This is a genomic window from Maribellus comscasis, assembly GCF_009762775.1.
GTDB lineage: Bacteria > Bacteroidota > Bacteroidia > Bacteroidales > Prolixibacteraceae > Draconibacterium > Draconibacterium comscasis.
In genome coordinates this window covers 240,202-253,221 of the sequence record NZ_CP046401.1, presented here as the reverse complement: position 1 = coordinate 253,221, position 13,020 = coordinate 240,202, and the positions used below count along the sequence as shown (strand labels likewise).

Genomic DNA, 13,020 nt, shown 5'->3' with positions numbered 1-13,020 from the left:
TAATTTTACTGGTCCGGGAGTACAGACATGAATTGTAATTTATACGAATGAAAATACTTATTGCACCAAATTCAATGAAAGGGAGTCTTAATGCTTTTGATTTTGCTGACTCAATTGAAAAAGCATTTCAAGAATGTTCTCCAAGCTTTGATGTAAGGAAAGCACCGGTTGCCGATGGAGGCGATTTTACGGGTGAAGTCTTGCGGCGAAATTTAGAAGCAACCGAAATTAACATTGACGTGACCGGCCCACTGGGAAAAAAAATAAAATCAAGATATTGTATATCCGGAGAGATTGCAATTATTGAAATGGCCGATGCTTCGGGGATGAAAATGGTTGAAAACAGCGAGTTGAATCCGATGAAGGCATCAACTTACGGAACAGGGGAGTTAATAGCTGATGCAGTATTCAACAAGGGGTGCACCAAGGTTTTTTTAGCAATAGGAGGCAGTGCCACCGTGGATGGAGGAACCGGAATGATGGAGGCACTGGGTTTTAAACTTCTTGATGCAAATGAAAATGTTTTGGCAGGGAATGGGAAAAATTTACAAGCCATACAGAAAATTATTACACCTGAAATTCCTGAAAATATATCGGTCAAAATAATTTGTGATGTTGATAATCCTTTGTTGGGCGAGAAAGGTGCGGCAAATGTTTTCGGTCCGCAAAAAGGGGCAAGCGAAAAGATGGTTCAGCAACTTGAAAAGGGCTTGAAAAATTGGTCGGAAGTTATTCAAAAACAAGCAGGCATTAATTATTCAAATGTTGAAGGAGCCGGAGCTGCGGGTGGAATAGCAGTGCCGCTTATGGCTTTTTTTAACGCTGAAATTGTTCCTGGTGCCGATTTTATTTTATCACAAATAAATTTTGAAGAGGATGTAAAATGGGCAGATATTGTAGTCACGGGAGAAGGAAAGTTGGATAGCCAGACCTTAAACAATAAAGCTCCTTTTGCTGTGGCAAAGATGAGCCGAAAATATAATAAGCCGGTATTTGCTGTCGCCGGGAAAACAGAACACCAGGCTTCAAAAGCTTTTGATGGTATTTTTAGTTTGGTTAACGGACCAACGACACTTGAATTTGCTATGAAAAATGCCAGTGAACTGGTGTATAATTTTTCTTATGAGTTGGCAAAACTGATACAGAAATTACGATCATAATATCTGATATGGATAAAAAATTGCAGTTTGTTCTTAATTTAATTAAAAGTGAAAAGACGGAAGAGGCCAGGGAAGAATTTAGAAAAATTGAAACAGTTGAAACAGTTGAATACTGGCTGTTAAAAGGTAAGCTGGAACAAAAATTTCAAAATTGGGGTGAGGCGATTAACGCATTTAATAAAGTTTTGGATTTAGATGAAAATAACCGGGAAGCACAAAACAATCTTCATTTTATTCAAAATATTATAAACTTTTGGAACCCCGAAATGTTTAATCCTTAGGGATTTATCATTTTGTTTAGTTGGTTGGTTAAAATTGACTTTAAATAGAGTGGCAAAGTTTTTGATTATCACAACATCGTGTCAATCAAATCATTAATCTTATAAATAAGTTTTAGGTTTTTAATTCATATTTGTTATTTTTGGAAGCTTGATGAAAAAATTGACTAAAAATAAATTGAAATAGTATAAATAAATTAAATGAAAAACTAAAAGATGAAACGAGTAGTATTATTAGTTGTCGGAATTTGTTTTACCGTATTTTCGTTTGCCCAGGATGCGGCGGAAAAAATTAACCAGGCAAATGAGGCTTTAAAAGCTCAGGATTATGCGAAAGCTTTTGAACTGTATGATGATGCCATGAACAACCTTGGAGATGTTCAGGTAGATGATGCCATTAATTTTAATATTGGATTTGCAGCTTATAAAGCAGGAAATGTAGAGGGTGCAGTTAAATACCTGGATAAAGCGATAGAACAAGGAACAAATGTTTCTAAATCACACGAATATAAAGCTTTGGCTTATCTTGATAAAAAGGATTATGCCAATGCAGTTGGCTCTTTTGAACAGGCAATTGCCACTTCAGAAGAAGATTCAAAAGATTTGGTTTACAACGCAGCCATCGCAGCTTATCGTGGAAATATGCTGGACAAGGCAGTTGAGTTGTTTGGTAAATCTGTTGAAAACGGATATAAAGGCGAAACAGCCCAATATTATAAAGCAGTTGTTTTGAAGAAGCAAGATAAGGATGATGAATACAAAACGGCTTTGGTTGAAGGAGCAGAAAAATTTCCGGGAGATGATAAAATTACATCAGCTTTGGCAAATGTGTATGTTTCCGAAGGAAATGAATTGTATAAAAAAGGAGCTGCTATTTTAAGCGCTGCGAACCAGAAAGTTAACGACGGTGCTATGACTACGGCAGATGATGCTTACACAGCAGAAGTGAACAAAGCAAAAACTGAATTTCAGGCAGCTGTCGACATCCTTGAAAAGGCAAAAAATCTGGATGCTTCAAATGCCAACGCACAAAAACTACTTGACGCTTGTAAAGCTGTTCTTTAATTTTAGTAAATAAAATATTATACAGAAAGTTGCTTCATTTCTTTGAGGCAACTTTTTTTGTTTCAAGAGAACACAATAAATAGATAAATAAGTAAATATCGAATTGTCACGTATATTAGATAAATGGTTTCGATAGATAACAGTATTTCAAGCCTTTTTTTGTACTGAAATTGTTTTTATAATCATTGTTTTACCCAATAATCTATTCTCTTTGTTTAAGATGTAGTTGTTTTTAAAGGGAAAACATCGCTTAATGTTTTTCCTCCTTTAATCCCAAAGTCCAGGGTTCTGATTGGGAAAGGTATGGTAATATCGTTTTTATCGTAGGCTGATTTAATTCTCTTAATCCCTTCGCTCAACGCACGTAAATAATCGGTTTGTTTTTCAAAGATTACCCAGTATCGCACAACAAAATTTATGGAACTGTCGCCAAATTCCTGATAGTATAAATCGACGGGTTTGTTCTTTTTTAGATAACTGATACTTTTAATTGCAGAAAGCGTGATGTCTTCCACATGTTGCAGATCTTCGCCGTAGCTTACGCCCACATTTAAATCAATCCGACGTTCCTTATAAACGGTAAAATGAGTATAAACATCTTCAAATATTAAACGGTTGGGAATAACTACTTCCTGGCCCTGGAATGTTCGTATTTTTACTGCCCGTAAGCCAATAGAGCTTACCGTTCCGTAATAATCGCCAAATTCAACAATATCGCCCACATTTACTGTACTTTTAATTGCGATATAAATTCCCGACAAAAAATTGGCAATGGTATCCTTAAATGCAAATCCAATTGCTAAACCAACAATTCCAACACCGGCCAGAAGTGAAGTAACCGTTTTTTCAAGCTCCAGAATGCCAAGCGCAATAAAAAGTGCGGCTGTCATTATGGCTATCCGCGTTAAAGAAACTACCAGTTTTATTATTGCAACATTTCGGGAAAAGCGCGATAAGGTTTTTGAAACCAAAGTTGCTGCCAGACGCGCCAGTAAATAGAAAAAGATTAGAATGAGAATAGCAATAACGAAGTTGGGTAGCATCGAAACAATTTGCGCTACCCAACCTCCTACTTTTTCTGTAATTATCTGATATGCGTTATCTAAATAATTCATCCTTTAGTTGAAAGAAAAGATCAGGTCTGTAACAACCTGATGTAAAATCTAATGTTGATTTTAGGTTGTAATGTCGCGTAATGATTCCTTTAAGCTTTCAAAGTCTTCCTTTATTTCATTACCAAGTTCTTCCATGTTGTCGCCGGTTTTATCCGACCACTGTGAAACTTTGTTCTTTAGCTCACGGGCTTCCTGGCGAACATCTTCCATTGACTCGTTGAATTTTTGTGCGGTTTGGTCTCCTGCTTCGTCTACATTTTCACCCAACTCTTCCATGTTATTTTCAAATTCAATGAGTTTTTTCTCCAGTTTATCTACAAATTTAGGATCGTCTTCCGACAGATCTTCGATGTCTTCCTTAAATTTCTCAAATTTTACTTCGGCTTTGTCCAGCGTATCATCTAAACTATTATCCTGCTTTTGGCTATTCTGACATGAAAACAGAATTCCACTCCCTATCAGAGTTACAATTGCCAGTACGATTGTCATTTTCCTTTTCATAATACTTCGTTTTAAAATTTCACATTAATTGTTTTCACTTTTACAGTGATTAAAAATGGTGCCAAAAGTGGATTTTGATTTTGCGTTGGTTTGTAAGTTGTTTGTTATTAGTTGTCTAATGCTTGTGTTTGCTGCTTTTCCTGAAGAATTCAGAAAAAGAAGTTTTTTGTTGGAATGTGGATTTATGTACTCAGTATGTAGAGAATTGTGTTCAAAACAAACCATACATTGAAAATGGTTGCTTAAATAGGTGTACGTCTGGACTATTTGCGAAACGGAATCACTTGTTGCTATTCTTTTATAAAATGGGCCTACCAATATAATGTACAGCAATAAATATGTGAATTTCAGTACCCAAAGAGTGACAATTATTCTACACAAAATTTTTTATTATTATGTGTGTTTGTGTTATAAGTTTTTGTTATTTAGTTATTTGTGTGTTTTTTGTTGGCTTGGCAAGATCTTTTCATTATAGATAATAAATGCTAAAGCGAAAGAAATGAAAAAGAAAAATAATAGTTACGACACACTTGTTGGAGCCATAGAAGCACTAAAACAACAGGGATATATTCATAATTTCAGAATAAACAAAAATGGTTTGCTGGTTGAAGAAAAAGAAGACGGATATATTGCAGGCGAAGTTGAACTTCATGAATTTCATCGGTTTGAAGGAAATACTAATCCGGCTGATATGAGTATTATTTATGCAGTTCAGACAAGTTCAGGGAAAAAAGGAATAGTTGTCGATTCATACGGAGTAAACGGTTCTGAGATAACTTCAAAATTTATGAATAAAGTTGCTCAGAAGCAATTTGATATGCACCATTAGAAATACTGAATAATCTCAGGAAGCTTTTATAATACGTCCCGACCGCTGGAAACGGCAAGGGAAAAGTATATCAAATAGAATGACAAAATTTGTTTGAATCAAAAATCTTTCAAAAATGAAAAATATAATTGTTTATCTCTCACCACTTGAAAAAGGTTTTGACATCGTAAATTATTCGGTTCAGGTAGCCGAACGTTTAGGATTAAATATTCATTATGTGTATAATGTCGACCCTGAAGTTGTTGAATCTTTGCGGGAAGACAACAACATTTCCAAAGAAGAACTGGAACAAAAGATTATTGAAGAGAAAAAGATAGAAATCGGCAAACTGGTTGAGAGTCAGAATTGGAATGAGAAGGACATTACAGCCGTCTATTCCGTTTATTCGGGTGCTTTTGACAAGATGTTTAAAACAATTGCTTCCCGGAATCACTGTGAATTGGTACTTTTTCCTGTTTCTGAAGCAGGAAAACAGCTTCATATAAAATCAATCTTTCAGATTTTGGATATAATGAAATTACCTGTATGGTGTTTTCCCGTGGGTACAGAGTTTCGGCAAATAAAAACCATTGTTTATGCTTCTGACTATAAAAAGCAGGATATTGATACAATAAAAGCACTTTCTGCTTTTGCAACTCATTTTAAGGCAAAAATCAACATTCTACATGTATTTAAAGGTGAAAAATTTAAGCAGCAACTTATTGATTCCGGCCTAAAGGAGTTAATCGGAAAGAAGATAGCGTACCAGAATATTGAGGTCCACAGTAAAAAGAAAAACAGTATTACAAAAGGAATAACGGATTTTTCGAAGGCTGCTTTTGCCGATTTGCTGGTATTGCTCAAAAGAGATAAAAATATTTTCAGGAATTTGTTTGCTAAAGGAACTATTGTAAAAATGTTGAAAAAGAATGAGCTGCCGATACTCATTTACAAAAAGTAATTCACCTTTTTGGGTTTTAATTCTGTAAAATGAAAAAATTAACGAATCAAATAAAAATTTCGGTAGAAGATTTTCTGGTTGAGCTGGGAAACATAGTTCTTTTTACATTAAATACAATTAAGCAATTTTTTATTGCTCCGTTTGAATTCAAGGAACTTGTTAAGCAAGGATACATCATTGGAAATAAGACCTTTCCGTTAATTGCCATAACCGGTTTTATTATGGGGCTGGTTTTAACACTTCAGTCGCGTCCGGTTTTGGTTGATTTTGGAGCCCAGTCGATGTTACCTGGTATGATTGCGATTTCAATAATAAGAGAGATTGGCCCGGTGATTACGGCTTTGTTGTGCGCAGGAAAAATAAGTTCCGGAATTGGTGCAGAGCTTGGGGCAATGAAAGTTACAGAACAATTGGATGCGATGGAGGTTTCGGGAACAAAACCCTTAAATTTTGTAGTTGCCACACGTGTTATGGCCACTACTCTGCTTGTGCCGATACTGGTTTTTATTGCCGATGCCCTTGGACTTTTGGGATCATTTTTGGCGGTAAGAATGTATGAAAAGGTGTCGATTGTTTTATTTCTTTCGCAGGCTTTCGATTCGTTGAGCTTTTACGATGTTATTCCGGCGACTATAAAATCAGTTTTTTTCGGATTTTTTATCGGATTAATAGGTTCCTATAAAGGGTATACCGCGAGCAGAGGAACCGAATCGGTTGGACTCTCAGCAAATTCAGCAGTTGTAAGCGCGTCATTGGTAATTTTTATTATTGATTTGATTACCGTTCAGTTTTCTGAATTAATATTTGCATAAGAAATACAGATATGAAAAATGTAATTGAAATACAGGATTTAGAAAAGGCTTTTGGGAGTAATGTTATTCTGAGAGGAGTGAATATGAAGCTTCATAAGGGAGAAAACATTGCTATTCTTGGAAAATCGGGAACAGGTAAATCAGTGCTTACCAAATGTATTGTACGGTTAATTGAATGCGATTCGGGTAAAATAAATGTTTTTGACAATGATATTACAGAAATGGAGGTCGACCAGATTGATGAAATAAGAAAAAGAGTAGGATACCTCTTTCAGGGCGGTGCTTTATACGATTCGATGACGGTAAAAGAAAATCTTGAGTTTCCCGTTCGGCGCACCCAGCTCCCCAAAAATAAATCGGAAGTAAATGATATGGTTGACGAGGCATTGGAAAGCGTCGGTTTGCTTGAGGCAAAACACAAAATGCCTGCCGAATTGTCGGGTGGAATGAAAAAACGAATCGGGCTTGCAAGAACTTTAATTCTTAAACCGGAAATTATTTTATATGATGAGCCCACTACCGGACTCGACCCTGTAACGTCGGGAGAAATAAGTGAGCTTATAATGCGAATCAGAGAGAAATACAATACTTCTTCGCTAATTATTACGCATGATATGAAATGTGCTGAAATAACAGCTGACAAATTGAAACTCCTTAAGGACGGAAAATTTTATGCCGAAGGTACTTTTGATGAATTGCGAAAAAGTGACGACCGTGAGGTTGCTGCTTATTTTAACTAAAATATAGAAGATATGGCAAATTCGAAAAATAAAACATTACGCTTAGGGATGCTGGTTGCTGCCGGACTATTCCTTTTTATTATTACCATTTATTTTTTAGGGAGTAAACAAAATCTGTTTTCTTCAACAGTAATGGTTAAAAGCTACTTTAACAATGTAAAAGGCTTAGTTGAGGGAAATAAGGTTCGGTATTCAGGTATCACCATCGGAACCGTTTCGGAAATTAATATTGTAAGCGATTCAACCGTACTTGTGGAAATGCTTATAGAAAAAGATGTTAAAGAATTTATACGAAAGGATTCAAGAGTCAAAATTGTCAGCGATGGCTTAATGGGCAGCAAAATTGTTGAAATACAACCCGGGAGTTCAAGCGCCGGTAGTATAAACGATAATGATATGTTGAATAGTGCAAATTCAATCGACATGGACGAAATTCTAAAAGAGGCGAAAGGGGTAATCGAAGACGGGCGACTTGTAGCGAAAAATTTAATGGAGATTAGTGAGAAAATTAATAACGGAAAAGGGGATTTGGCCATATTGGTAAATGAAAATACAATTTCAAGGAAGCTAAATCAAACAGGCGATGAATTGCTCACTTTTACCAAAAACCTGAATGAGATATCCGGAAAGATTAACAACGGAGAAGGTGATTTAGGTCGTTTTATAAACGACACAACATATAGTCATCAAATTGCCGGGTTGTTGGTAAATATTGACAGTATAACGGTAAAGGCAGATTTGTTTTCGGAGGAACTTTTGACCCTGGGGAGAAATCTCAATTCGGGGGATGGCATAGTTCAAAAGCTTGTTTACGATTCAGTAATGGCAAATAATATTGATACGGCAATCGTAAAAATAAATTATGGTATTGATAACGTGGCAGAAGCTGCTGATGCAATCGAGAGCAGCTGGTTACTCAATCTTTTTTCAAAAAAGCGGAAAGACCGCGAAAAAGATCAATAGCATGTTGAAATATTGTTGAAAAACTTCAGCTGGGTTCTGCTTGTACGTTTTTTGTCCTGTAGTATTCCTTTCACAAAGTGTGGAAAAATTTCAATACACAGTGTGGTCCCGAATCAACAACTCAATAAAATCACTGGGGAGTGGTTTTTCAAGATATGCACTTACAAAGGGGTATTTCATTACTCTGTTTCGGTCATCTTTTTTTCTTGATGAGGTACAAACATATATCTCTATTGAATCCTTCAGTTTGCTAATTCTTTCAAAGTATTCCAAAAATTTAAATCCATCCATTTCAGGCATATACAAATCTAAAAGAATATAGTCGGGGAGTTTTTCTTTGTTTTTAATTCCCTTTAAATATTTGAGCCCGTCCTTGGCATTTTCAAAATGTAGTAGATAATCCGAAAGATTTTTCCTTTCCAAAATTGAGTTATAAATACTTACCAACTCAGTATCATCATCTATAAAAATTATCTTTTTATAATCTGTACTTAAACTCATTTTTTCCTATTTGATAATTTTGTTTCAATTTTTGTTCCAAAATAAGCCAATGAGAAAGTGCTTTTTACCCTGCTCACAGCTTTATGTCATACAATTTTAATTTGTTATACAAGGTTTTTCTGTCGATATTTAATATTCTCGCCGCTTTTGATTTATTAAACCCGGCTTCCCTGATGGTTTTTATAATGAGTTGTTTTTCTATCTCATAAGAAGCATTTTTTAGTTTAGAGTCTGATGCTTTTATCTCTATTGTTTCAGTCCGGTTTTGTCTGTCGTAATTTTGAGGGTAAGTTATTTCTTCCGGAAAACAAAATTGGTCAAGCATTTCTCCGTCGGCCATTAAAACAGCACGTTTAATAACATTTTTTAATTCGCGCAAATTTCCGTACCACGAATATTCCATAATAATTTTTTTTGCATCGGGAGTTAGCCCTTTGACTTCTCTGTTTAACTCATTATTTGCCATTGAGATAAAGTGTTTTACAAAAACATCAATATCTTCCGGCCGTTCCCGCAGGGGAGGAATTTCAATTTTAAATTCATTTAGCCGGTGATATAAATCTTCCCGGAACGTATTATTGTGTACTTCGCTTAACAAATTGTCGTTGCTTGCAGCAATTATCCTTATATCGTTTTGAAAAAGTTTGTCATCTCCCAAACGCGAAACTACCCGCTCTTGTATCGCCCTCAACAGTTTTAGCTGAATATCGTAACTTAAGTTTCCGATCTCATCTAAAAATAAAGTACCGCCATGTGCTTTTTGAAACATACCGTCTTTATCAGAGATGGCTCCTGTAAACGAACCTTTTACATGGCCAAAAAGAACGCTGTTTGCCAAATCTTTTGGTATTGCGCCACAGTCGATGGCAACAAAAGGCTTGTCCTTCCGCAGACTATTTTCATGGATAAACCGGGCGATGTACTCTTTCCCAATTCCGGTCTCTCCACCAATTATCACCGACATATTGGTTGGTGCAACCCGGCGGGCGAGTTTTATTACGTGTTTTATTTTTTCGCTGTCGCCAATAATAAAATCACCGTTTATATATGTAGAATGGGTAGGCTGTGGTTTTGGCTGTTTTTCTTTTTTTACCAGCTTTTTGATTAAAGAAAGCAATTCTTCTTGTTGAATTGGTTTTGTAATATAGTCGCTGGCACCCATTTTCATTAGTTTTACAGCCATTCGAACGTCAGCATAAGCGGTCATAATAACAACCGGAATTTCTTGTTTGATTGCTCGTATTTTTTGTAACAATTCAAGTCCACTGGTGTCGGGAAGACGAAAATCACAAAGTATTAAATCAAAATTTGATTTTTTTATGGTTTGCTCAGCACTTTTTCCGGTGTATGCTATTTGTACATCATATTTATGATTTTGAAGGTGTTTTTTCAAAATCTCGCAAATAAAATTGTCATCATCAATAATTAGAACTTTGCTCATTCTTTTTTAATTGGGTTATTGTCTTTATTTCTTTTTATACTACAGCCATCAATTCTTCAATGTTCATTTTTTTGAGTTGCTTTTATTCGGTTTTTGCTGTTTCTGCTTTCTCTATAACTTTTTCAATCTGAAAAATGGTCTGGTTTGTTAGTTCAGGAAGCTCTTCAAAGTGTTTTTTGCGTAAGGCCAAATCTTCTATTTTTTCAAAATTTGATGCAAGATTGGTTAACCCGAAAAATTTAAATGAAGGAATAGCTTTATGCGCTTTTTCTCCAATTTCCTGCCAATTTTTAATTTCTAAGGAAGAGTTAAAAGCCTCCAGTACAATGCCGGCATTTTTTATAAAATTGTCGAGCATCATATTATAAAAACTGTTGTCGTTTCCGGCAGCCTTTTTTAGTTCCTGAACATTAAAAGTGTCCCCGGTTTCAGTTAATTTTTCTTCCATAGGTGGTTCTTCTTGATTGGTTTTTTTTATTCCTTCTGATTTAAACCCTAAAATATTACATAGTTTATTGTATAACTCGTTTTCTTTAAAAGGTTTTATTACATAATCGTCAAAACCGGCTTTCAGGTATTTGTGTATGTCGCTTTTTAACGCGTTGGCCGTTAAAGCCACGGCAGGCGTTTTGTAATTAATTGCGGTATTGTCAGAATGCATGCTTTTTACAACCTGAACACCATCCTTTTCCGGCATGTGAATATCAAGAAGAACTAAGTCGAATTTTTCGCTGCTTAATTTTGTTATCGCTTCTATTCCGTTTTTCACCAATGTATAATCGGTCCTCCAGTTTTTTAGCAGCATTTCAGCCAGAATGAGATTATGGTCGTCGTCATCAGCCAAAAGTATTTTTTTGCCTTTTAACAGCTTTTCAGCCAGATCAAATTGCTGTTCCCGTTCTTTGAGTTGATCAACCGACGCTTTTTTAAAAGGGAGCGAAACAAAAAATGTACTTCCGACATTTAGTTTACTCTCAACCCAAATGTCGCCTTTCAACAGATTTACCAGTCGATTGCAAATTCCAAGGCCAAGACCGGCACCACCACGTATTTTCTCAGTCCGTTTATTTCCTTGTTCAAAAACATCAAAAATATAAGGTAAATCCTTATCACTTATTCCAATCCCTGTATCTGAAACTTTAAACAAAATCTCGGCTTTACCTTTTGTTTCTTTTTGAACTTCGCAGGTTAAAGTAATTTTTCCCTTATCGGTATATTTTATGGCGTTAACCAGGAGGTTCATTAGAATCTGTTTTAGCCGGAAAGGATCTCCTGTTAAAACCGGTGGAAGGTTTTTGTCTTTTATTACTTCAAAATCGAGACTCTTTTTTTCTGTTTGTTGAGTAAAAATTTCTTCCAGCTCAATAAAAATGTCGTTTACCAGGAAAGGTATATTTTCCAGATATACCTTGTCCATACCAAGTTTGAATAGAAAAACAATTTCAGTTACCAGATAAAGAAGATGGTCGGAAGCATTTTTTATAAGGTGAATCAGTTTTTCCTGCTTCTGATTTAGTTCTGTTTTCTCCAGTTGCTCAGTAAAACCCAATATTGAGTTTAAAGGTGTTCTTATTTCATGACTCATGTTGGCAATAAAAATTGATTTCGCTTTGTCAGCTTTTTGAGCCTGCTCTTTACTTTTTATCAGGTTTTCTTCGAGCAATTTATCATTGGTAACATTTTGTGAAATTAATATTCCTGCAATGGTTTTGTTTTGGTGGTTCTTTACGGGGGCGGCAACAATGTAATAAACATTGTCCCGGTATCTTACTTCGCCTTCTGTATATTCGCCGTTTAAAGCTTTGTTGTAGAATGGAAAGACTCTTCGTTGTGTTTGTTTATCATAAACATCAAACATTGTCTGGCCTATAAAATCAGAATTGTTTAAGTTAAATTTTTCTTTTTCTCTGCCGCCGCATAATATGTAGCGGTAGTCTTTATCGTAAAGATAAACGTCCATGTCGGGCAGATTTTCAAAAACGATTGACTGGTAGTCGAAAGCCTGTACGTCGTTGCTTTCCATAAATCGGAAAAATAAAATATACCTGTCGCTGTTTATGTTACTCGACACAATATCAATTTCCAGTTCACACCGGTTCAGGTTTCCTACCCCGGTTTTTAAGTCAATTTCAATGGTTTCATTTTTTAAGTGGGAGAGTGCAAGTGAAAATGCTTCCTCAAAAGTCTCTTTGTCTGTATCGTGAATAAATTCAGTAAATTTAAATTTGCGTGAGTAATTAAAGGTACTGCTTGAAAAATAGTTTTTAAAACCGGAATAATGGATGATTTCCATCGCTGAATTCAAAATCATTATTCCATCCTGCCAAAGGTTTCTGTCGTAACTTTGGTCTTTTAAAATGTTACTTTCCTTTATTCTTTGAAGCTTTATTTTGCCAAGCTGAGTGTTTAGCCAACTTTCAATTTGTTCTAATTCAGACGTGTTTTCTTCTTCAGATAATAATTTTTCGATGGCTTCCGAAACATTAAGAAGCCTTTTATCAAATTTGCGATATTCAGTTGGCATTAAACATTGTTTTATGAATGAGTAGAATATACAAAATTTTTATGCTCTGTGATTAAAACAATCTGATATCAGATTCAGTTTAATGTTATCGTAAACAAAACCTGGCTCATTTCTGCCACCGGACTGACCAGTATACAATTTCTTCAGAGTA

The 13,020-nt window shown here is 35.4% G+C and carries 13 protein-coding genes; 8 read left to right on the top strand and 5 right to left on the bottom strand.

Annotated features, from left to right (window positions below):
* Window positions 1–47: 47 nt before the first annotated feature.
* The 3 genes from GM418_RS01155 (at window position 48) to GM418_RS01145 (ending at window position 2,503) form a co-directional block, all read left to right on the top strand.
* Window positions 48–1,160: a glycerate kinase gene (locus GM418_RS01155; RefSeq protein ID WP_158862348.1), complete on the top strand. Its 1,113-nt coding sequence runs from the start codon at window positions 48–50 to the stop codon at window positions 1,158–1,160.
* A gap of 8 nt (window positions 1,161–1,168) precedes the next feature.
* A complete protein-coding gene (locus tag GM418_RS01150) occupies window positions 1,169–1,441 on the top strand; it encodes a tetratricopeptide repeat protein (RefSeq protein ID WP_158862346.1) in 273 nt (90 codons plus the stop codon).
* 213 nt (window positions 1,442–1,654) lie between these two features.
* Window positions 1,655–2,503, top strand: a complete 849-nt coding sequence (locus GM418_RS01145) for a tetratricopeptide repeat protein (protein WP_158862344.1) — start codon at window positions 1,655–1,657, stop codon at window positions 2,501–2,503.
* 215 nt (window positions 2,504–2,718) lie between these two features.
* On the opposite strand, the gene GM418_RS01140 is transcribed toward GM418_RS01145, so the two are convergent.
* Window positions 2,719–3,618: a mechanosensitive ion channel family protein gene (locus tag GM418_RS01140; RefSeq protein ID WP_158862342.1), complete on the bottom strand. Its 900-nt coding sequence runs from the start codon at window positions 3,616–3,618 to the stop codon at window positions 2,719–2,721.
* A gap of 60 nt (window positions 3,619–3,678) precedes the next feature.
* A complete protein-coding gene (locus GM418_RS01135; RefSeq protein WP_158862340.1) occupies window positions 3,679–4,119 on the bottom strand; it encodes a P-loop NTPase family protein in 441 nt (146 codons plus the stop codon).
* Window positions 4,120–4,618: 499 nt separating this feature from the next.
* Between GM418_RS01135 and GM418_RS01130 the strand changes: the two genes are divergently transcribed.
* From GM418_RS01130 to GM418_RS01110, 5 genes are all read left to right on the top strand, one after another.
* Complete coding sequence (locus tag GM418_RS01130) at window positions 4,619–4,948, top strand: hypothetical protein (protein ID WP_217447678.1); 330 nt, start codon at window positions 4,619–4,621, stop codon at window positions 4,946–4,948.
* Window positions 4,949–5,063: 115 nt separating this feature from the next.
* Window positions 5,064–5,888 carry a hypothetical protein gene (locus tag GM418_RS01125; protein ID WP_158862337.1) on the top strand — a complete coding sequence of 275 codons (825 nt, stop codon included), beginning with the start codon at window positions 5,064–5,066 and terminating at the stop codon, window positions 5,886–5,888.
* Between the two features lie 29 nt (window positions 5,889–5,917).
* Entirely contained in the window at window positions 5,918–6,700 is a 783-nt protein-coding gene (locus tag GM418_RS01120; protein ID WP_217447677.1) for an MlaE family ABC transporter permease, read from the top strand.
* Window positions 6,701–6,711: 11 nt separating this feature from the next.
* Window positions 6,712–7,440: an ABC transporter ATP-binding protein gene (locus GM418_RS01115; RefSeq protein WP_158862335.1), complete on the top strand. Its 729-nt coding sequence runs from the start codon at window positions 6,712–6,714 to the stop codon at window positions 7,438–7,440.
* A gap of 12 nt (window positions 7,441–7,452) precedes the next feature.
* Window positions 7,453–8,403 carry an MlaD family protein gene (locus tag GM418_RS01110; protein ID WP_158862333.1) on the top strand — a complete coding sequence of 317 codons (951 nt, stop codon included), beginning with the start codon at window positions 7,453–7,455 and terminating at the stop codon, window positions 8,401–8,403.
* Window positions 8,404–8,493: 90 nt separating this feature from the next.
* Here GM418_RS01110 and GM418_RS01105 read toward each other — a convergent pair whose 3' ends face one another.
* From GM418_RS01105 to GM418_RS01095, 3 genes are all read right to left on the bottom strand, one after another.
* On the bottom strand, window positions 8,494–8,904 hold the full coding sequence (locus GM418_RS01105) for a response regulator (RefSeq protein WP_158862331.1): 411 nt from the start codon (window positions 8,902–8,904) through the stop codon (window positions 8,494–8,496).
* Window positions 8,905–8,977: 73 nt separating this feature from the next.
* Entirely contained in the window at window positions 8,978–10,345 is a 1,368-nt protein-coding gene (locus GM418_RS01100) for a sigma-54-dependent transcriptional regulator (protein ID WP_158862329.1), read from the bottom strand.
* 82 nt (window positions 10,346–10,427) lie between these two features.
* Window positions 10,428–12,869: an ATP-binding protein gene (locus GM418_RS01095; RefSeq protein WP_158862327.1), complete on the bottom strand. Its 2,442-nt coding sequence runs from the start codon at window positions 12,867–12,869 to the stop codon at window positions 10,428–10,430.
* Window positions 12,870–13,020: the final 151 nt, after the last annotated feature.